The organism is Deinococcus alpinitundrae (genome assembly GCF_009982895.1).
Taxonomy (GTDB): domain Bacteria; phylum Deinococcota; class Deinococci; order Deinococcales; family Deinococcaceae; genus Deinococcus; species Deinococcus alpinitundrae.
In genome coordinates this window covers 1-18,830 of sequence record NZ_WXZL01000032.1, presented here as the reverse complement: position 1 = coordinate 18,830, position 18,830 = coordinate 1, and the positions used below count along the sequence as shown (strand labels likewise).

24 protein-coding genes are annotated in these 18,830 nt (G+C 62.0%); 9 read left to right on the top strand and 15 right to left on the bottom strand.

Translation table 11 applies throughout. The features are described 5' to 3' along the window. Window positions 1–487 precede the first annotated feature (487 nt). The 7 genes from GUI70_RS19605 (at window position 488) to GUI70_RS19575 (ending at window position 6,396) form a co-directional block, all read left to right on the top strand. Entirely contained in the window at window positions 488–1,390 is a 903-nt protein-coding gene (locus GUI70_RS19605; protein ID WP_237725055.1) for an EAL domain-containing protein, read from the top strand. After that, window positions 1,387–2,259 carry a GGDEF domain-containing protein gene (locus GUI70_RS19600; RefSeq protein ID WP_161883999.1) on the top strand — a complete coding sequence of 291 codons (873 nt, stop codon included), beginning with the start codon at window positions 1,387–1,389 and terminating at the stop codon, window positions 2,257–2,259. The genes GUI70_RS19605 and GUI70_RS19600 overlap by 4 nt, the downstream gene beginning before the upstream one ends. A gap of 233 nt (window positions 2,260–2,492) precedes the next feature. After that, on the top strand, window positions 2,493–3,227 hold the full coding sequence (locus tag GUI70_RS19595; protein WP_161884007.1) for an IS630 family transposase: 735 nt from the start codon (window positions 2,493–2,495) through the stop codon (window positions 3,225–3,227). 217 nt (window positions 3,228–3,444) lie between these two features. Continuing rightward, window positions 3,445–3,621: a hypothetical protein gene (locus GUI70_RS19590; protein WP_161883998.1), complete on the top strand. Its 177-nt coding sequence runs from the start codon at window positions 3,445–3,447 to the stop codon at window positions 3,619–3,621. An 88-nt stretch (window positions 3,622–3,709) separates the two neighbouring features. Beyond that, a complete protein-coding gene (locus GUI70_RS19585; protein WP_161883997.1) occupies window positions 3,710–4,093 on the top strand; it encodes a CBS domain-containing protein in 384 nt (127 codons plus the stop codon). A 392-nt stretch (window positions 4,094–4,485) separates the two neighbouring features. Next, on the top strand, window positions 4,486–5,253 hold the full coding sequence (locus GUI70_RS19580; RefSeq protein WP_161883996.1) for an SDR family NAD(P)-dependent oxidoreductase: 768 nt from the start codon (window positions 4,486–4,488) through the stop codon (window positions 5,251–5,253). 252 nt (window positions 5,254–5,505) lie between these two features. Continuing rightward, window positions 5,506–6,396 (top strand): Tle-like phospholipase domain-containing protein, encoded by an 891-nt coding sequence (locus tag GUI70_RS19575; protein WP_161883995.1) that lies wholly within the window; start codon window positions 5,506–5,508, stop codon window positions 6,394–6,396. A 165-nt stretch (window positions 6,397–6,561) separates the two neighbouring features. Here the strand turns inward: GUI70_RS19575 and GUI70_RS19570 are convergent, their stop codons facing one another. The 13 genes from GUI70_RS19570 to GUI70_RS19510 form a co-directional block, all read right to left on the bottom strand. Continuing rightward, window positions 6,562–8,028 (bottom strand): wax ester/triacylglycerol synthase domain-containing protein, encoded by a 1,467-nt coding sequence (locus GUI70_RS19570; protein WP_161883994.1) that lies wholly within the window; start codon window positions 8,026–8,028, stop codon window positions 6,562–6,564. After that, window positions 8,007–8,240 carry an SHOCT domain-containing protein gene (locus GUI70_RS19565; RefSeq protein WP_161883993.1) on the bottom strand — a complete coding sequence of 78 codons (234 nt, stop codon included), beginning with the start codon at window positions 8,238–8,240 and terminating at the stop codon, window positions 8,007–8,009. The genes GUI70_RS19570 and GUI70_RS19565 overlap by 22 nt, the downstream gene beginning before the upstream one ends. 160 nt (window positions 8,241–8,400) lie before the next feature. Next, on the bottom strand, window positions 8,401–9,513 hold the full coding sequence (locus GUI70_RS19560) for an Acg family FMN-binding oxidoreductase (RefSeq protein WP_161883992.1): 1,113 nt from the start codon (window positions 9,511–9,513) through the stop codon (window positions 8,401–8,403). Then, window positions 9,510–9,869, bottom strand: coding sequence for a DUF4342 domain-containing protein (locus tag GUI70_RS19555; protein WP_272952907.1), 360 nt, complete (start codon window positions 9,867–9,869; stop codon window positions 9,510–9,512). Before GUI70_RS19555 ends, GUI70_RS19560 begins: the two co-directional genes overlap by 4 nt. Window positions 9,870–10,054: 185 nt before the next feature. Next, a complete protein-coding gene (locus GUI70_RS25080; protein WP_272952906.1) occupies window positions 10,055–10,186 on the bottom strand; it encodes a hypothetical protein in 132 nt (43 codons plus the stop codon). After that, complete coding sequence (locus tag GUI70_RS24560) at window positions 10,146–11,510, bottom strand: alpha/beta fold hydrolase (protein WP_237725054.1); 1,365 nt, start codon at window positions 11,508–11,510, stop codon at window positions 10,146–10,148. Before GUI70_RS24560 ends, GUI70_RS25080 begins: the two co-directional genes overlap by 41 nt. A gap of 141 nt (window positions 11,511–11,651) precedes the next feature. Then, window positions 11,652–12,473: a CPBP family intramembrane glutamic endopeptidase gene (locus tag GUI70_RS19540; protein ID WP_161883990.1), complete on the bottom strand. Its 822-nt coding sequence runs from the start codon at window positions 12,471–12,473 to the stop codon at window positions 11,652–11,654. Between the two features lie 146 nt (window positions 12,474–12,619). Continuing rightward, entirely contained in the window at window positions 12,620–12,832 is a 213-nt protein-coding gene (locus tag GUI70_RS19535) for a glycine zipper domain-containing protein (RefSeq protein ID WP_161883989.1), read from the bottom strand. A 54-nt stretch (window positions 12,833–12,886) separates the two neighbouring features. Then, window positions 12,887–13,294: an ABC transporter permease gene (locus GUI70_RS19530; protein ID WP_161883988.1), complete on the bottom strand. Its 408-nt coding sequence runs from the start codon at window positions 13,292–13,294 to the stop codon at window positions 12,887–12,889. A 1-nt stretch (window position 13,295) separates the two neighbouring features. Next, window positions 13,296–13,985, bottom strand: a complete 690-nt coding sequence (locus GUI70_RS25170) for a DUF6544 family protein (protein WP_306468319.1) — start codon at window positions 13,983–13,985, stop codon at window positions 13,296–13,298. Window positions 13,986–14,212: 227 nt separating this feature from the next. Further along, window positions 14,213–14,953 (bottom strand): CPBP family intramembrane glutamic endopeptidase, encoded by a 741-nt coding sequence (locus GUI70_RS19520; RefSeq protein ID WP_161883986.1) that lies wholly within the window; start codon window positions 14,951–14,953, stop codon window positions 14,213–14,215. Between the two features lie 101 nt (window positions 14,954–15,054). Then, window positions 15,055–15,672, bottom strand: a complete 618-nt coding sequence (locus GUI70_RS19515) for a hypothetical protein (RefSeq protein ID WP_161883985.1) — start codon at window positions 15,670–15,672, stop codon at window positions 15,055–15,057. A gap of 165 nt (window positions 15,673–15,837) precedes the next feature. Beyond that, complete coding sequence (locus GUI70_RS19510) at window positions 15,838–16,749, bottom strand: hypothetical protein (protein WP_161883984.1); 912 nt, start codon at window positions 16,747–16,749, stop codon at window positions 15,838–15,840. A gap of 168 nt (window positions 16,750–16,917) precedes the next feature. Here GUI70_RS19510 and GUI70_RS19505 point away from each other — a divergent pair, with 168 nt between their 5' ends. Next, window positions 16,918–17,271, top strand: a complete 354-nt coding sequence (locus GUI70_RS19505; RefSeq protein WP_161883983.1) for a hypothetical protein — start codon at window positions 16,918–16,920, stop codon at window positions 17,269–17,271. Window positions 17,272–17,344: 73 nt separating this feature from the next. Here the strand turns inward: GUI70_RS19505 and GUI70_RS24555 are convergent, their stop codons facing one another. After that, window positions 17,345–17,638, bottom strand: coding sequence for a hypothetical protein (locus GUI70_RS24555; protein WP_237725053.1), 294 nt, complete (start codon window positions 17,636–17,638; stop codon window positions 17,345–17,347). Between the two features lie 17 nt (window positions 17,639–17,655). On the opposite strand from GUI70_RS24555, the gene GUI70_RS19500 reads away from it, so the two are divergent. After that, window positions 17,656–18,531, top strand: coding sequence for a hypothetical protein (locus GUI70_RS19500; protein WP_202630526.1), 876 nt, complete (start codon window positions 17,656–17,658; stop codon window positions 18,529–18,531). Window positions 18,532–18,548: 17 nt separating this feature from the next. Here GUI70_RS19500 and GUI70_RS26075 read toward each other — a convergent pair whose 3' ends face one another. Next, window positions 18,549–18,671: an RRXRR domain-containing protein gene (locus GUI70_RS26075; protein ID WP_438503501.1), complete on the bottom strand. Its 123-nt coding sequence runs from the start codon at window positions 18,669–18,671 to the stop codon at window positions 18,549–18,551. Window positions 18,672–18,830 lie beyond the last annotated feature (159 nt).

The window sequence follows — 18,830 nt, the reverse complement described above, 5'->3', positions numbered from 1 at the left end:
CGCAGCGTAAGTGGTCATCGGTGACGTGCCTTAAGATGCCTATGAGAAACGTCGGGGAACAGGTCAGCCTCAGATCAGCAGACCGCTCACTTCTCGCAACTTTCGGTGCAACTACTCAGCACGTGACAGCCCAGCACAAGGTCCTCTCCTCGTGCTGAGCTGTCACCCGTTTTTCACCCTACCTTAAACTGTGCTCCATCTAGCTTCATCCCACCTGAGCGTGCGAATTCTGTTGGAAACATTCTTTACTCTGATCTTCAGGAAACACGCCCGCCACACCAACATAAAAGGTGAACAGACCAATCCTTATGAGGAGTGAAGCTTGACTCACCTTTGTACCTGCCACGCTATCCAGCCGGCCGCGCCGGCTCCCATCACCTCACTTGCCATCCACTCGTCCTCTCAGTCACTCCGGCAGCGCCTGAACATTTTGCTTCATACCCATGACATTGGTATGCACCCCGGCGATGCAGACGACGTTCGGATCGTGGCCCATGATTTCCCCCGTCTCGTGCGCTTAGTCGGCGGCCTGACTGAGGCTGACCGCCTCGCACTTCGCGCCGTGCCCTGCACCGCTGCAGGCCCGCTGATCTGGGACATGCAACCGCTGCACATCTGGGCAGAGCGACTCGACAGTGACTGGTTTGAATCTGCGACCCAGAACCTGGTGTTCTATGGGCAACCGATCGTCGCGGTGCGTACCGGAGAGGTGGTGGCCTACGAAGCCCTCGTCCGCGCACGCCTTGGTCAGGAACTGATCGGTGCCGGACCGTTGCTGAAGGCCGCTGTGGCCTACGATCAGCTGCGCGCCTTCGACGCCCTGGCAAGAACGACTGCGATTCGGCAGCTCTACGGAAAACTGGAATCCTCGCAGTCCTTGTTCATCAACTTTGCGCCAGGCGTCATCTACAACCCGGACATCTGCCTGCAAACAACCTTTCAGGCCTGCCGTGACGTCGGCGCAGATTTCTCCCGGCTGGTGTTCGAAATCACCGAAGGTGAGGATTTCCCGGATCTGCAGCTCCTGCGATCGATTCTCGAGCGCTACCGCCGAGAAGGAGCCCGGGTCGCCTTGGATGATCTGGGCTCCGGAAGGACGAGCCTATCGTACCTTGCCGAACTGAAGCCCGACATCGTCAAGCTCGACCGCACCCTGATCCAGGGCCTTGAACACTCGACCCCAGCGTTCAGGCTGGTCCGGTCACTGGTCGAGTATGCGCACGATCTCGGCATTCAGGTGGTGGCCGAAGGCATTGAGGAACCGGAGGAACTCGCTGCGGTGCGAGAGGCAGGAGTGGATCTGGTCCAGGGATACTACCTGGGACGCCCAGCTGAACGGCTGTCTGGCCTTTCCCCGAACGCGACCGCCTGGTGGAGCGCTCAGGCATGACTGGTGTGGTCGACCTGAACGTGGAGGACGACCCAGCCCTGCTGCGGCTGATCCTCGCTCAAGTGCATCTGGGCGTGGTAGTCACCGATGCTCGCAGACGCATCGTTTACGTCAACAGCACGTTTACTCAGGAAACCGGCTATCCGCTCGCTGAGGTGGCTGGGCGATCGTGCAGGTTATTGCAAGGCCCAGGCACTGACCCCACCGACGTCCAGGCCATCCGCGACGCGCTCGACGCGCAGGTACCGGTGCAGCGGACCCTTCTGAACTATCGAAAGAATGGTCAAGCACTACTGTATCGGGTGAACATCACGCCCGTGGTCCAGGATGGTGTGCTGCAGTGTTTCATCGGCATTCAGCAGGACGTGACGCTGCTGCACCAGGCGCAGCAGGCGCTGGAACGTGCAGCGCTGACCGATGGCCTGACGGGTTTGAGCAACCGCCGGGCCTTCGATGTGAAGCTCGATCAGAATCAGAAAGCACAGAGGCCGTTTGCGTTGATCGTGGCGGATCTCAACAACCTCAAGCAGGTCAACGACCGGCAAGGACACATCGCCGGTGACGAGTTGATCCAACGGCTGGCCCGGCAGCTGGAAGACCTGTGCGACCCGGGCGACCGGGCGTTTCGGCTCGGAGGTGACGAGTTCGTCGTCCTGATCAACCCTGAAGAACCAAGAGTTCTGGAGGCCCGGATCACACAATGGCGGATAAGACTTGATGAGGTGCAGCGAAGCGTGCCGCTGAGTGTCGGGATAGCGTGCTTCCCTGACGACCATCCCGATGTCTGGGGCGTATTCCGTGAAGCAGACCGACGTATGTACCTTCACAAGGCCAGTACTCAGGGGGCGCTGTCAACCCAACCGCGGTAGGCGGATCGTCCGTGACCCCGACCACTCCCGTTTTCCCCTGAGGGTTCTGGCAACTTAATACTGAGCAGGCCTAGCATGGCGTGGCGGGCGTCCATGTTGGGCGCGTCGTCGATGGGCTGCGTCCACAGCCTGTGCCCTGCGGTGCGCGACACGATGCCGTACCATTGCCCTGGCCCAATCCCAGGAGACCCCGGTCGAACAGCGAGGCCGCACCACACCGTTCATCCTGAGTCATCGCCTGCAACGCCGCCCGTCCAGCACAGCATTGCAGGCGAGCATCATTAAGCAGACGTCTGACAGCGCCGCATTTAAGATCAGTTACAAAACGGTCGACCGGGTATTTCGCCGTCACAAGATCACCCATAAAAAAAACGCTGGTCGCCAGAGAACGCATTGAGGAACTGCGTTCGCAGTTCCTCAACGATCTTGCACCCTATCTCCAACAGCCTGAGCGCCTGGTTTTCCTCGACGAAAGCGGCTTTCATATCGCGATGACCCGTGGGTACGGGCGTGCTCTTAGCTATGAGCGGGCCATTGACCGAGTGCCAAGAAATCATGGGAGAAATCAGACGTTGATTTGTGCGTTGAGTCTGGCCGGGCCGCAGGCTGCCATCGTGATCGATGGTGCTGTGGATGGTGACGTCTTTGAATGGTACGTACGGAATATTCTGTGTCCCACACTTCGTCGAGGCCAGGTGGTCGTGCTGGATAACCTGTCCTCGCATCATCGAGCGTCCATTCGGACGCTCATCGAAGCCCAGGGCTGTGAGCTGCTGTTCACCTCATCCTACAGTCCGGATTTCAACCCGATTGAGTTGATGTTTTCGAAAATCAAAGCGTTGGTGCGCGGTGGTGCCTGGCGGGTGGTCCCCGAGCTGATCAATGCCATTGGCAGCGCTTTGGACGCCGTGAAACGCTTGGATATTGAACACTGGTTTAAATACGCCCATCCTCAGGTTCTATTGTGACAAATGCTCTAGTCACATGACGCTGCTTTAACTTGCCAGAACCCTGTATCAAATCGCGTTCTGCCTCAGCGTCAAGCTGAGCGATCACGACGGATATACTGCGAACAATCTTCGGGAGTATTGACTGCGGCAGTTGTATTCTGGGCGCTTTCCTGTCGCACGAGCTGGTGGCGCAACCGACCGGAGTCTCGATATCAAAGAGGGAAAGGGGGAGAAGATGCCCAAGTATCTGATTGAGCGCCTGCTGCCCCTGACCGAATCCCAGGCCAGGACGGTCCTGAGCCGCTGCGCCGCCTCCCTCAGCCTGTACCCGGCCTGGGAACGGCACGACTGGGTCATGCCGGAACCCAAGTGGAATTTCCAGCGCATTCCGGCAGCGGTAATGGTCTGGTAAGCCTGTCACCCGACATTACCCTCAGATGGGTCGCGCCCGACAGTCCTCCAGCTTGAGTGGGTTCGGACGCCACCCAAAAGGAGTCCTCGTGCGTGTTCGTGAACAGATGAGTACCGCCATCATTTCGGTAGAAGCGCAGACGCCGCTCGGCCCGGCGCTGCTCCTGATGGAATCCAGTGGCCTGCGCTGCTTGCCGGTGGTGGACGGTCAACGGCTGCTGGGATTATTACTGGCCTCCGATCCACGCCTGGGCACGGCACCCCCCGATGCTCAGGTCAGCGAGTACGCGGTGCCCACCACCGAGCAGATCCGGCCTGACATGCCCATTGAGCGGGCCGCCTTCCTGATGCTGCAACATGATGTGCGCGGCTTACCGGTGATCGACGCTCAGGAGCGGCTGGTCGGGGTCGTGACCGTCAGGGATCTGCTCAAAACGCTGGTCGAGGCACCGCCGGTCGTGCTCTGGAAATGACGCCGATGGAACGTCTGTCCTGACCCGTGACGCGGCAGTAATGGCGCAGGCGCGGGCTAACCCCCGTCAGGCGGGCGTTGCGGCCCAACCTGTCTCTCAGGAAGCCCGCGTATGACCACTCTCCCCAGCCGCCCCCCCGTTCCCCTCTCGCTGAGGGCACCCACGGCGATCACGCATGGCCGAGAAGGACGCCGCGCTGTTCGACGAAACCCCATGGGGCGGCCAAGCGCGCCTGAGCCGACCTGATCCAGTGCGCTCACCGGGCCGGACGCACGGTCGGCACTTGCGGGCGGGCCCCTGCCCTGAGCGATTCCTGAGCGGCTTGGGCACCGACGGTTCAAGAAATCACATCCTGCAGTTTCAGCAGCTCCAGACGGAGCAGGAGGACGCGTATGACCCGTTTCAAGGACAAGGTTTGTGTCGTCACCGGCGGTGCCAAGGGCATCGGTGAGGCCACCGCGCGCCGGATGGCGGCCGAGGGCGGAGCCGTCATGATCCTGGACCTCAAGTATGAGGAAGCGCAGGCGGCCGCCGATCAGCTCATGGGGGCGGGTGGATTTGCGGAAGCTTACGCCTGCGACGTCGCGGACGAGGCCGCCGTACGCGATGTCTTCGTGCAGATTGAGACCCACCACGGGCGCATCGACGTACTGGTGAACAACGCGGGCACGGGTGGGCCGAGCGGCCCTATCGAGGACATCGCTCTGGACGACTGGCGTGCGCTGCTGGCCGTGAACCTCGACGGGGTGTTCCTGTGTACCCGCGAGGCCCTGCGCCGCATGAAGGCGACCGGCGGCGGCGCGATCGTGAACATCTCCAGCATTTACGGCCTGGTCGGGTCGGCGGACGCGGCGGCCTACCAGGCCAGCAAGGGAGCGGTACGGCTGCTGACCAAGGCGACTGCCCTCCAGGTCGCGAAACTGGGGATCCGGGTGAATTCGGTGCATCCGGGCTTCATCGACACGCCGCTGGTGCAAGACTATGCCGACCGGTCAGGGCAGCACGATCAGATGCTCGCCGGAATCGTTGCCCTGCACCCAGTCGGCCGCCTGGGCCGCAGCGAGGAGGTTGCCGCCGTCATCGCCTTCCTGGCCTCCGACGACGCATCCTTTATGACTGGGGCCGAGGTCGTGGTGGACGGCGGGTACACCGCGCAGTAGTCGAAGCGTGGGCAACACCAGGAGGGGGTGAGAAAAGATGTTTGAACGCATCCTGCTCACCCTCCCTGACGAACGACAGAAGCTCCCCGCGTCCGGCTCTACTTGACCAGCTTCGTCAGCTCGCGAAGCCACAGCACCGGTAAGGCCACGGCCACGCACGCCAGCCAGTCATTCCAGCTCAGGGCAGTCGTGCCGAAGCCCCCTTCGGGCCGGTAACGGTCCGGTAATAGTGCCGAGGCAGCCTGGAGCCCAATGGAGTTGACTGCGGATCTGCCCGCTTACTGTGCAGTCTCCACCGGTCAGGCGGCCCTGGAGCGCCTGCTGGCCCTGACCGAACCCCAGGCCAAGACGGTCCTGAGCCGCTGCGCCGCCGCGCTCAGCCTGTACCCGGCCTGGGAACGGCACGACTGGGTCATGCCGGAACCCAAGTGGGCGCTCCGTGCCTACGGTGGGCACTTCCTGGACCTGGAACGGGTGGCGCGGCAGCTGGGCGACGTGCGGCATCAACCTGGAAAGAACGGCTACTTGCACGTTCCCAGCGGGCTGGCCTTCGCGGCCTATCAGGCCGCGCACGGCCAGGTGACCCTGATACTGGGGGGCCTTAACTCCAGCGACGGTGCCGGTCAACTGCACAGCCTGCTCGCCGAGGCGCAACAACTGGGTGCCGGGCTGCTGAACGTGGTGGGAGGCGTACCCAGGCTCTACCGCTGGGCGGACCGGCTCACCCTGCTGCTGCACCACGAACTGTCGCGGGAAGGCCGGCCGCTGACCCTGACCGGGCATTCGCTCGGGGGCGGGCTGGCCCAGTACGCCGGACTGATGAACAATCTCTCGGTCCTGGCTTTCAGCCCCACGGCGCTGGGCCATGGTGTGCTGGACGTCATGGAGAACACCGGGCGACTGTCCGATCCAGCCGCCGTCATCCAACTGATCCGAAGTTACTCGCTGGCCGGTGATCCCATTCCTTCCCTGGGGACCGGTTGGCTGCACGCCGCTGTCGTCGGCGAACATCTGTGGCTCCCCCGGTCGCCTGGGGTGCCTCCGGTGCGGTACGCCACCAACCACGGTCAGATTTATTCGCATCTGGCCGCCCATCTCCATGCCCGGTGGCCCGACTTGCCCAATGCCATCCCAGGGTTCTGAAGCCCAGGGCTGTCCATGCTCCATGCTGCTGACCAGTGCAGGATCATCCAGACCTCCCTGGCCCACAGGACCGTCAAGTTCGCTCTTCAGCGGTTCGGACACAGCTCCTGGACAACACTCGGTGGTCTGTGTCCATCACTGGTCAGCAGCGGCTGGCCGGAAGGTTCAGAGCCCGCTGGCCCCGGTGACCGCTTCCAGTTCGCGCTGCAAACCGTCTTGCAAGTCACCGAGGTCTGGGCAGGTCTCGGGATCGGCAATCAGGGTGATGGTCAGGGTCCCCACGTAGGAGAGCACCGCGAACGAGACGGTGACGTTCCCGCTGGCTGTCGCCAGCGGAATGACCTTCAGGATGGGATGGCCGCCCAGATGGAAGGGAAGCTGCGGCCCGGCTAGATTGGTCACGAACGTATGGATCAGGCGTTGATGGTCGATGAACCGCTGGTAGAGCCCCAACTGGGAGAGCAGCTGGAAGACCGGTCGGAGCAGCGCGTTCGAGGCACCCGGCGCAGCAAGCTTGGCCGCGCGCGTCAGTTGGGCCACCGTCTCGAGCCGGTCGAGCGGCGCACCCGTGGCAGGCAGGTGAACCGGCACGACGGCGCTCTGGTTTCCCAGGGTCTGTGCGCGCGTGTGAGGCCGGAACGAGACTGGTACCGACAAGACGAAGCTGTCTGTCACCTCCCCACGTCCGGCCAGCAAACTGCGGAGCGCCCCGACAACCGCGCTGAGCACCACGTCGTTGATCGTTGCACCCCGGCGGTGGGCCACCTCGCGCATGCGGTTCATGTCGCACTCGACGGTGGCGAAGCGCCGACGACTACCGGTGGGCTGGTTAAGCGACGAGGGAGCCAGGCGCGTGCGGAGGGCTGGACCGAACAGCTTGATGCTCTGAACTGCGCCAGCCAGCACTGCCGGGAGGCGTCCAACCGCACGAATCCCAACCCTGGCCGCGTCGGCGATGAGCTGGGCACGGGTGGGTGCCGGGCGGGGGAAGAACCCCTCGGGCGTCCCGGACAGGCCTTCAGCGAGCCCAGCCAGCAGTGCCAGGCCACCCAGGCCATCGGCCAGCACGTGGTGCACGCCGAAGATCAGGGCGCTCTGGCCATTGCCCACCGCCGTCACCAGGGTGGCGGCCCACAGTGGCCGGTCTGGCGGGAGGGCTGCCGTGAATACCCGGCCCGCCACTTCCAGCACGGCCTCCCGGCCTCCGGGTGCCGGGCACTCAACCACGGACACATGATCGGCGAGTCTGAAGTCGGGGTCGTCGACCCAGATCGGTCGACCCCAGCCGAGGGGCAGACGCACCAGCCGCTGTCGCAGGCGTGGGACCGCCGGTAGCCGACTACGGATCACGGCCAGCAATTGCGCCGGCTCCACGTCGCCGCCCAGGAACAGAATCGCCCCCACCATCGGTGGCGTCCGGCTGCCCGGCACGAGCGACATCATGTCATCCGCGCTGATCCGGTCGATAGGAAGGGTTGCTGCTGCGGCCTGGTGCAGCGCCTGGCCAGCCTGGAGGACCTTCTCGAGAAAGACCACAGTGGTGTGCGGCACCGTTTCCAGACGCCGCAGCCAGCGGTACCAGGCCAGGACAGGTCTTTGCCGGGCAGTGCTCACGAGGTCAAGGTCCGGCACAGGATCTCAAACTCCTCGGGAGTGAGTTCTCCCTTGGCCAGACGCTCGCGGGCCAGTTCCAGGGCGCGCGTCGGCAGACGGGCGCTCCGGTCGCGGTCCAGAGCGTTGGAGAGCCAGCGTGAAAGCAACACGATGCCCCCACTGAGTAAGACCAGTCCGGTCACCACGCACAGTGGCCAGAACCAGCTGAGTTGAACTGCATTCCACATCATGGCCCCCTCCGTCGTCTTTGGGTGGGTACCTTGCCGAATCCACAGCCAGCCTGGTCCGTTTGTGTTTGTGCCTCAGTTGACCTGGCACGACCAGGTATGGCGTGACGGTTGAGTGTGGTCATGGAGTGTTCAGCCTCAGGGTCTCCGTGCCAGTGTGGTTTCACAGGAGGACCTGCTCCACCGGGCGGCGCAGTGAGCGCGGCATCGGGTCGGCGTGGCCGTAACGAACGAGCAATTGCGGCAACGCTTGGCCCAGATTCAGGGCACCCCCGAACTGCCTGCGAACACCTGGCACCTCCATAGGCTGGTTCAGGAACGCCAGCTTGAGGTTCAACGCCGTCATCTCCAGAGCGAGGCGTTCGTAGACCTGTCCGACCCGCACCCAGGAGGCTTTATCGTCTGAGGTGGAAGCGATGACCACTGTGCCCGCAGAGCTTCGAAGCTTCGCGGCGTCAGCGTCGGCCTGTACCTGCGGCTTCAGGCCAATCACGAAGCGCGCTCCCAGCCAGCGCGGCACCACCGGGTTGCCGGAGCTACGGGTGTAGAGCCCGTCGAGCGTGGCCAGGGCTTCCCGCTTGTCAAAGCGCAGCCAGTACACGAGTTCCTTCAGGTACGCCTGGTCGGCATACTGCTTCAGGTTGCCCTGGTTGACGTACTCGATGACCGTCTCCACGTCTGCTCTCTTTGAGCTGAAATGCAGACTCACGCCTGGTTCCAACGCTACCGTCCGCAGCTTCTCCAGGTGAGCGCTCTGTACGGACCGCCCATCGTAGACGGAGCGGGTGTTCTGACGGGTCAGGATCGCCGCGAAGTGGGGCGTGATCTGAGCCGTGTCCCTCGTCAGCCGGACGCGAATCACGTCATCTATCACCGGATAGGTCACCTCTACGGCGTAGCCCCCGGCACGGGCAGCCACCAGCAGGTTCTCCAGGGCACACCCCAGGCTGATCCAGAGTTCGCGGTCATCAGGGTCAACCGCCGCCAGATGCCGCGTCAGATCGGGATGAATCTCGACGGCGTTTTGCAAAAGGGCGAACTTCCAGGGCTGAGTATTGTGTCCACTGGCGGCCAGCGAGGCATACCACACGAGTTCACGCAGTGGCGTCAGACCCGCCGCACCTTGCGAGGGAGGCGTTCGGTCCGCTGCGTCACTGGCCCACGGCTGGTACTCGTAGAGAGCGTACCCACCAGAAGCAACGACGACCCCGGCCCCCACCAGACCCAGAATCTTGAGGGCCTGACGGCGATTCGGGTTCGGCGCAGGGCGGTTCACGGGGTCATGGCGACCTGTTCCGGAAGCGCTCCCTCTACCGGTTCCTGGGCAGGGCCGTCACGGGTCACGATCACCTTCACGTGGGTCGCCAGGGCGGCCAGGGCACCCACGGCAGCCAGCGCAGGGACCGAGAGGGCCACCAGCCCGCCCGCCACCGCGCCGAGGGTCAGCGAAATACTCATCAGCTCATCGCCGTGTTCATTCAGCACCGTCACGCGGCGGGCACTGCCTTCCTTCATCAGTTCACGAAGTTGCCCGACGAGATCTGCGCCACTCATCTGGAGCTCTTCCACAAAGGTGGAGTCTGTAGGGATGGCCGCAGCTTCTGAGACAGTCGTCTTGTTCTGAACGTTCATAGCACCTTCCTTTCGAGCAGGCGTCCGCTCAATATTCTTGATGGGTACGAGCTTAGAAGGAAGCCGTTACCACTTCATTACCGTTCTGGTGCGCCCCGAATTCTCCTAAAAGCTGCCGTGGCATGACTGCTGCCTCAAGTGAAGGGCCGCGGACAAACTGGAGATACCGCCGATGTGGGACGCCTTCACTTCATCACCCGGTCCAGAAAATGCGTCAGGGTCTGAACCAATTCGGTGTTGAGGGGCAACTCCGGCTGGGCGTAGGTCGCCAGGTTCTCAGGCAGCGCGGCGGGCGCGTCCACCAAAATGTGGTTCATGCCCGCGATGACGCTCAGCTGGGCCTTCGGCTGGGCCGCTGCCAGGTTCTGGGCGTCCTGCACCGTAAACCTGCACGTCCCGGTCACCCTGCACGATCAGGGCGGGCACGTTCAGGCGACTCAGCATAGCCGGGGGGTCGAGCCTCATCCAGGAGATCATGTAGGGCTGCACGCTGGGCCGGAACAGGCCCATCAGCTCCGGGCTGACGGCGGCTACCGTTTGACCTGCCCGCAGCGAGACCATGATCCGTTCAGCTTCCTGAAGCAGCAGAACTGGGGTGGCGGTGTTTGCGTGAAGCTGGCGGGTGATGAGACTCGTGATGTTCTCGCCTGCCCCAGCCAGGCAGACATAAGCGCTCACTGGTGTGCCAAGGGCGGCCCCGAGGCCGATCAGGGCCCCCTCGCTGTGGCCAATGATGCCCACCTGCGCCAGATCGGTTCGTTCACCCAGCCAGCGGAGCCAGGCTTCAGCGTCCTGAATGTAGGTGTCGAAAGTCAGCACATCTTCTCGCGGATCGCTGACGGTGCTCTCACCGATCAAGCGCTTGTCCGGGCGCAGGGCGGCATATCCCGCTCCCTCCAATGCAGAGGCGAGCTTGCGGTAGACGTTGCTGTGAACGCCGAGTGGACTGTTGCCGTCGCGGTCAGTCGGGCCACTGCCCGCCAGTATCAGCAGCACCGGCGGACAGCTCACGCCCACGCCGTCCGGGATGGTCAGGGTCGCATGCAGCTCTGCGCCGGGCACGCTCAGCGAGACTTCCTCGCTCCTGGCCTGAACGGCACCCGGACCTAGTGCCACGGTGGGTGCCAGACAACAAGTCACCATTGCCATCGTCATAAATTCCTCCTCTTGGATCGAAAAATGTTCTGCAAAGTGTGATGCATGACTGGCTCCCCAGCTCCACCAGCCGCGCCCGAGGGCCCGGCGTTCACGCCACGACTCCTCGCGCTCGAGATGCTCCCAGACCCCGCCTGCCCAGTCGTGCCAGTCTCCCTCTTCGCTCTTCATGGCTTTGACCAGCATTCGTTCGAGAAAGGGCAGCCTTGACGCGTCCAGGCTGCCCGCGAACAGCCCGATCTCCAGTGGTTCGAGGATCACCCGCACCAGGTCCAGGTACGCCAGGACTTCACGTTGATGCGCCGCGTTATCCTCACGGAAGGTGGCGCAGACGAGGAAGGAGATCAGAGGCAACTGCTCGAGTTCAGTTCCGTGCCGCTTGACGAACTCGGTGGCGTCCGGCAACCCCTTCGCGCCGTGAATGGCGCTGCCTCCCAACACGGCACGGTACGGCTTGAGGGTGGCGACGTCCTGGACCGGACGCACGTCCGTCCACCCTCGCGCCATCTTCCTGAAGGGCTGTTCCGATGGCTTCGGCGACTTCTTCGGTGCTCCCGACATGGGAGGCGTAGGCCACCAGGATAGGTTGATCGGGCGTGATGAGCACGCCCCGGATTGAATTCGGAGTCATCGGGGATCAACGCGCTTGAGGGACGCTGCCATCGTCAAAAACTTCGGGCTTATAGCGACCAACAGGGTCAACCCGAGCAGTGTCAGTCCCATGACCTTCGGGTCGTAATGAGAACCGCTTACGGGAAAAGCATCGATGCTGGTGTTGATGGCGGCGTGAAACAGGATAGAGGTCAGGACGCTGCGCCCAGCGTGGTTGTAAATCCAAACCATAATGATGCGAAACATGACCGTAGCCAGACCCTGCCAGAGAATCCAATCCGTTGAGCGTCCAGTGACGTGGTAAGGGATAACGTGCCACAGCCACCACAACACACCCAGGCCTACACTGGCCATCAGACAACCGTACCGGTGTTGGAGCGGGTCGAGCGCGTAGCCCGTCCAGCCCAGCTCCTCGCTTATCGCCCCAAAAAAGTACACGGTAAAGCTGAACACCAGCGTGAGTGACCAAACAGCCTGTGGCAAGGACGGGTCGAGCAGTCGCTGCACAGCGTAAGAGAGCAGCATGGCAGCAGGCGTGATGCCAACGGAAAGTAGCAACCAGGTTTTGTTCGGGATGACGCGGTAATCGAACACTCGACCCAGCAAGCGCCGTACACCCGCCTGACCTTCGTGACGGTAGGTCAAACTGATGGCAACACCCGCTGGACAAAGAATCATCAGGGCACTGATGGGTAAGTCAAAAGGCATTAAGCGCTTGAGTTGCGGTGCGAGCATTCCGAGGGCGTAAAAGGGAAGCGAGGTGGCGAAGACCCAGCCGAAGTACCTCGCGGGTGAGCGGAGGGAGGCGCAGTGAACCTGAAGGGGGAGGCTGGTCATGGCGGCTCCAATCCACTTGAGCTGTACAGCAGCTCGGTCAAGGTATTTATCAGAGCAACGTCCGGAATACGAGTATCAAAGTGGAGAAGACCTCTTGTCTGACGAAACTCAAAAATAGTAGAGACAGGACGCCATGGAAGGTGCGTCTACTCGGGTTTTGTACCGTCCCATTTGCTTTTGCGCTTGCTTTGACGCTCCAGACCCGCACTAATGGCCGCGCCCACACCTACGCCCAATGCGATGCCGATGGGAATATTTTTCAGAGCCACACCGATGGCAACTCCGAAGCTCATTCCAGTGGCAATGCCAACACTCAAATTGCCGCTTTTCGAAGGCTTTTTGTTTAATTTCTGCTGCATATTGCCCAGGCTCCTTCATTTGATGCTGTGTAGTGGTCTAGGATCAATCTCGACTCAGGCCGGGAATTTAGAACGAGAAGAGGTTGAACCCCGGCGCGATCCAGACCACAGCGCCAGCAGGATCACGCTGTTGACCGCCACGCCCGCAAAGGAAACGCCAGCGTCCAAGACGGTGAGGACCAGCGACAGCAATGTCACCGCGATCAGCGCGGGACGCCACCAGCCCCAGCGCAGCAGGAAAGCAGCGGCGACCAGCACGAATCCCAGGGCCGCCACGCCCCAGGCCAGCCCGAACACACTGGTGCCCACCATTCCGAGATTGAGTCTTCCGCTCAGAAAGGTCGTTTTGTAGGGCAGGGTGGCGACCGTCACCAGGCGCAGGTAGGCTGCGAAGCCCAAGAGGTGAATCAGACCATGGAGGGCAAGCAGAATGCCTGCGCCCCAGTGACGGAAGGTGGTCATGTCATAGCCCCTTGGTCCGCACAGACTGGCCCACGTCCGTGTTCAGGTCGATGCTTTCGGTGGTAAAGACGGCCCAGGGTCGACCGTCATCAGCCCAGGCAGCGGTACCGACGCTGGGCAGTGTGACCCTGCCGAAGCTGGCCCAGCGCAAAAATCCGTTTGACCACAGCGTCTTGTGGGTATCCATTTCGCCCTTGAACCGCATCGACTCCAGCAGCGTCGGGCGGCCCGTGGCGTGGTCGAAGCGCACCACAAGGGTTTCATGCGCCTTTCCGAAGGGGACGACCAGCAGCGCAGTGGCGTCGTCCACGGCCTGCCAGCGCACCCGTGGGTCGGTCAGAAACACGGCGGGCATCGAGGTGGTCTCGGCCCATAGGCCCAGATTGGCCGCCTGCGCGGTCTGGGGGTTGCCCTCGCTCTTCTGCCAGGGCAGTTCAATGCGGCTCACGCCGTCCAGGTACGACTCGTTGACTGTCAGAATCGGCAGGCCAAACCAGGTCGCCTCGATGTAGTGGCGGTAGTTGCGCCCGGCCTCGTGAATGAAGCGGAAACGGGCTGGAAGAGCAGGTCCGCCGGGGATGGGACGGATGGTGGCCCGGCCAGTGATGACGGCAGAGGTGATGACCGGAAGGCGTTCACCGTAGGTCAGGCGATAGAAGCGCTCGACAGGCGCGGGAAGGCCGGATGGCAGAGGGCTAGTTTCAGGCGCAACAGATATTCCAGAAATGGCCGGGAACGGCGCAGGCTTGACCTGAAGGCCCAGCCAGCCGAGGGCCAGCAGGCCTGCCAGGCTGCTTCAAAGTCCAGAGAGCGGCGCGGCGCCATTTCAGTGGAGGTGAACGCTGCTCGGTGCGGGCAACCAACTGAGTACGGGCGTGTGTCGAGTTCATAGAATCTCCTTGAAGACGTGTAAATTCGTCACGCCGGCACCTGGACCAATGTGTCCTGCTTCCCGCGCCGCATCAGGAACAGGCCATACGACATGAAGGCGAACGTGACGCCGATTCCAGCGACGGCATTCCAGGTGGGCGAAAGCCCTGTCTTGCCGAGAAAACTGGTGAAGTCGATCAAGGCGTGGATGAGAATCAGGGGCCAGAGCAAGTTTGTCCTGAGTGCCACGGCCGCGAAACCCAATCCGATAGCCAGCGCGTAGCCAACCTGCATCAGAATCTCCGCGCCGCTCTTGCCCGACAGCAGGTTCAGCGAATGGGACAGCCCGAAGAGCACCGAGGTGACGATGGCTGCTGTCCAGGGCCCCCTGGCCTTCAGAGCTTGGAGCATCAGACCGCGGCAAATGGTCTCCTCCGAGAAGCCGATCAGCAGGGTCAGCAGCAGCAGTTCAACCGTCTGCACCCCGGTCCTGAACGCCAGGCCCAGGAACACACTGAGGAGCACCGGAAGGAGCAGCGGGAGAAACCAGAGCAGATCACGCGCTTGAACTGCCCGTTTGAAGCCGACCACACGCCACCAGCCGAGTGCGCTCAGCAGTCCAGTGGCCAGCACGCTCAGGGCCGTGGTCGCGATGGCGGCTACGCCATCATTCGACACGCGGGTGAAGTGGGCAGCGGTTCCGACCAGCAGGTACACCACGATTACGGCAAGTTCGAGCAGCGCGACGAACCACAGCGGGTGGCGCTCAGCAAAAGGAGGCCGCTTCATCAGTGACCCTTCGCCGGGGTGTGAATGGCCAGGTCCAGCGCAAAGCAGCGCCGGACGTCCGGCTGGAACGCCAGCACCACGATCAGCCCGCCGAGACTGCCTTACAGCACCTGCAACCCGTCAATGCCTCGCACCATCACGGTTTCCACGACGATCCAGATGATCTGCCCTGTCCCGATGGCGAGGGCCGCGCTCCAGCCCCAGTGTTCGCCAGTCAGGCGGGCGAACACCCTGGCAGCAGGCCAGGTTGGACGCCACCACAGAGCCAGCACCGTGACGAACGAACCGAAGCCGAACAACAGGCCCAGGATCAGGCCAGGAATCAGGAAATCGCTGAACGGGGAGTATTGCAGGACAGAGAGGGGAATGTGCAGCCAGCGGCCCGACGGGCTGCCCACCAGCACGACGCCCCCGAAAGTGGCGCTGACGCCCAGGAAAGCGAGGCATCCCAACAGACAGCGCAGGCTGAAAGGGCGTACACCAAGCGGAGTCGTTTTCGGTTGGTCAGTCCGGCAGCGGAACATCTCCACCACTGACCCCACCACCATGCCCGCACCGGAGCCGTACGTTATTCCGGCGACCAGGTCACCGAACAGGATTCCGAGAACGACGCCCAGACCAGCTCCGACGATGAAGAATGTCATCAGGTTGGGGGAGAACCTGTTGTCTGCCGAAACAGTCACCGCAACTTTCTCTGCCTTGCCTTGTCTGTTGTTCATGGTTCTCCTTCGACCTGTGGCCTGTACACCGGGCAGCTTCAGAATCTCGCTGCTCCGCGGGTTTCTGGGACAGAACTGCAATCCCTCCATGCCTGCAGCGAAGTCCTTTGGAGGCCACAGAAGACGAGGTTCGCGGCAGGCATTGCCTGGAGGATCAGTACACAATCAGGTCGCCTGGGGTGCGCTGACCTGGGGCATGACCGGCCGACGGGGCGGGGCGCGCAGGGTCAGCCACAGCGCCCCGAGGCTCAGCAGGAGCGCGGCCAGGGTCGCCAGGGCACCCAGGACGGGAATCTGGAGGACGAGGGCCAGGAGCAGGGCACCAATCAGCATCATGGCGACCGGAGCCATGCTTTCTTTTGGCTGGAGCGCATGAACAATCCAAGTGCCGATCAGGTAGGCCGCGAAGCCCTGTGCGCCCAGCAGCGCCAGCCATGCGACCAGGGTCGCGCCGCCCAGCAGGACGGGCAGCCCGATGAAGGCCAGCGGCAAGCCGAGACCGCCGAGGCGCAGCAGCATCAACGCGCCAGCCAGCACGCCGAGCGCCAGCACGCCCAGCAAGGCGGCGATAGGCAGACCCACAAAGGCCATAGCACCGTAGCCGAGGCTGGGCGCGGGCGCGGTCCGAAGCGTCTCGCGAACGCCCAGAAGCCGGGGGCGGGCCAGCCAGAGCAGCAGCAACCCCACCAGCGCGATGCCGACAAAGGCACTCAGGAAGCTGGCGAAAGGATTGCGCCGGGCCTGGATGGACACGCCGTTGATTGGGGCATATGTCACCTGTCCACCCACCACCTCGGCGGGCAAGGCCGCCTGGCCGGAGTCGGAACGCTGGAGGGTCAAGTCACCCGCGATCCGCCCGCCACTGGTGAAGCGCAGGCCAGGGTCGCTGAACGTCGTCAAGTTATTCCCGGTCAAGGCGGCAGTGTCTCCAACGGCCATCTTGGCGTTTCCGCCAATCACGCCCCCGACCTGGATGCCGTTGGCACCCACATAGGCGTTACGGGTGACCCGGCCATCCAGTTGAGCCTGGGCGCTGCCCACGGCCACGTCACGCCCGATGACCGAGCCGGGAGACACCACGATCTCCGCACCGGCGGCCTCTCGAAGGGCACTGGCTTTCAGAGCACCGGGAGGAAATAGCCTTTACTGCTGAGGGTGCTTTAGCCGCTTATCGATTGGGGCGACTACCATGAGCGTGAAGATGCGTCTCGATTCGAAGAGTGACGAGTGCTATCCTCTGTATACATGCGCTACTTTTACAATATTTTCGTTATTGCCTTACTCTTCCAGACTTCTGTTTACGCTGAAGTATTGCCGGAACTAGACGGTTATACACAAATTACGACCACCTATATCACTGGTACATTCGAGGGCGCAGACTACGGGAAGCTTGTCAAATTAGATAATGGAATGATCTTTGAATTTAATCAATACGGTTATTTCTACGCTTACCACCCTAAAGTCGCAGTTTATAGGATTTTTATAACACCACAACAGCAAAACACTGTAGTGCCTTCCACATCGGATATAGCAATCTACAAACTTGTGATTGAGAATAATTCACAAGACAAAGCTTTCTCTGTAAGGAAAATAAAATAAGTCCGCGCTTCTATTTTTACAAAGAGAGCGCCCCCACATCGCTTTATAAAGCGATGTGGGGGCGCTCTTATGCTCAGTTCAGAGTGCTGGGTGCGGCGACGGGCGGCAGATCGTCTACCTTGCAGCCCAGTGCAGCGTCTACTTCGTCCAGGCAGGCCAGGAAGTCAGATGTTTTCTCGGCTTGTGCGGCCCGTCGAAGCCACACGCGGGCGGCCCTCAGATTGTGGCCCGGTATGTCCGGCAGACCTTCAAGCCGGGCCAGTAGGGGCGCTATGTCTTCCTCTAAGACACTTCTCAATTGGTAATTGCTCAGCGCATGAAGTACCCATGGCATGCTGAGCAGTTGCCCACCATCATCTGATTTCAAATGCTCTGCTTCACCTGTTGCCGAATGACGCCACGCTGAAAGGTACAGTGACGTTACTTATGCCTAGTCCAGCCCAGCTGCTCGCTCGCCTCGATGCCCTCGCCTTGTCTTTGCGCGCCGATCCCGAGGCTGTGGCGCTGCTGGCCCTCGGTTCCGTCGGGCTAGAAACCGCCCGACTTGATGCCCATTCGGACCTCGACTTTTTTGTGGTGGTCGACCGCTCAGCGAAAACCCGGTACCTCGCAGGTACGGAGTGGCTGGAGCGGGTTCATCCCGTTGTGTTCAGCTTCGCCAATACCCATGACGGACGCAAAGTCCTGTTTGAGGATGGGATCTTTGCGGAATACGCCGTCTTCGGACCGGGTGAGCTTCAAGGCGTTCCCTTCACCCCTGGACGGCTGGTCTGGAAGCGTGAAGACGTGCCGGATGAGTTGTTCGTTCCTGCTGTCCAGGCTGCACCCAAGGCGTCTGCCCTAGATTGGCTGGTGGGTGAGGCGCTCACCAACATCTTCGTGGGTCTGCACCGTGAAGCCAGGGGAGAAGTTCTCGTGGCCGCCCGATTCATTCAGAGCTATGCGGTGGACCGGGTGCTGGATATTGCGGCGTTGCAGTTTGGTCCTGGGACGGGACCAGGAGACGCGTTTAGCCCTGAGCGGCGCTTCGAGCAGCGGTTTCCCTCAGTGGCGGTCGCCTTGCCCAGCATGATGCAGGGGTACGAAGGTAACGGTGCTTCCGCTCGGTGCATTCTGGAGTGGCTGGAAGACCATGTGCAGGTGCATCCCCGTCTGGCGTACGAGATCCGGTCCTTGTGCGCGGAACTTATACGTCACGAACAATCATCCACCCAAGCCGCCCTGAGCGTCACCAAGGCTCAGGGCGGCTTGGGTGGATGAACACACGCTTCCGTCTCTCAGCAACGCCTCCAGTGCCGGGCGGCGGTTACGCCTGAGTCCAACATCTTCTGTGCCCGCTTGGCCGTACACGGCATCAGCGGGCGGCGGTCTGAGTTGAGGACAAACACTCGGTTGTGCATACAGGGTTCCGCAGAACTCAAACGTTGATCAACCGCTCGATTTCGGGGTGCAAGGTATTAGAGCCTATCCGGAAGATCTGGTCTACTGAAGCGCAATGACGACGACTCAACGCCATCAAAACCAGATCAATGACCAGAACACGCTGTGGGAGGTATCGG

Excerpts from the sequence above, each read along its gene's own strand:
- GUI70_RS19600 (WP_161883999.1), top strand. The coding sequence starts at position 1,387 with ATGACTGGTGTGGTCGACCTGAACGTGGAGGACGACCCAGCCCTGCTG.
- GUI70_RS19590 (WP_161883998.1), top strand. The coding sequence starts at position 3,445 with ATGCCCAAGTATCTGATTGAGCGCCTGCTGCCCCTGACCGAATCCCAG.
- GUI70_RS19580 (WP_161883996.1), top strand. The coding sequence starts at position 4,486 with ATGACCCGTTTCAAGGACAAGGTTTGTGTCGTCACCGGCGGTGCCAAG.
- GUI70_RS19575 (WP_161883995.1), top strand. The coding sequence starts at position 5,506 with ATGGAGTTGACTGCGGATCTGCCCGCTTACTGTGCAGTCTCCACCGGT.
- GUI70_RS19565 (WP_161883993.1), bottom strand. The coding sequence starts at position 8,240 with ATGATGTGGAATGCAGTTCAACTCAGCTGGTTCTGGCCACTGTGCGTG.
- GUI70_RS19555 (WP_272952907.1), bottom strand. The coding sequence starts at position 9,869 with ATGAACGTTCAGAACAAGACGACTGTCTCAGAAGCTGCGGCCATCCCT.
- GUI70_RS25080 (WP_272952906.1), bottom strand. The coding sequence starts at position 10,186 with ATGAACCACATTTTGGTGGACGCGCCCGCCGCGCTGCCTGAGAACCTG.
- GUI70_RS19540 (WP_161883990.1), bottom strand. The coding sequence starts at position 12,473 with ATGACCAGCCTCCCCCTTCAGGTTCACTGCGCCTCCCTCCGCTCACCC.
- GUI70_RS19535 (WP_161883989.1), bottom strand. The coding sequence starts at position 12,832 with ATGCAGCAGAAATTAAACAAAAAGCCTTCGAAAAGCGGCAATTTGAGT.
- GUI70_RS19530 (WP_161883988.1), bottom strand. The coding sequence starts at position 13,294 with ATGACCACCTTCCGTCACTGGGGCGCAGGCATTCTGCTTGCCCTCCAT.
- GUI70_RS19520 (WP_161883986.1), bottom strand. The coding sequence starts at position 14,953 with ATGAAGCGGCCTCCTTTTGCTGAGCGCCACCCGCTGTGGTTCGTCGCG.
- GUI70_RS19515 (WP_161883985.1), bottom strand. The coding sequence starts at position 15,672 with ATGAACAACAGACAAGGCAAGGCAGAGAAAGTTGCGGTGACTGTTTCG.
- GUI70_RS19505 (WP_161883983.1), top strand. The coding sequence starts at position 16,918 with ATGCGCTACTTTTACAATATTTTCGTTATTGCCTTACTCTTCCAGACT.
- GUI70_RS26075 (WP_438503501.1), bottom strand. The coding sequence starts at position 18,671 with ATGCACAACCGAGTGTTTGTCCTCAACTCAGACCGCCGCCCGCTGATG.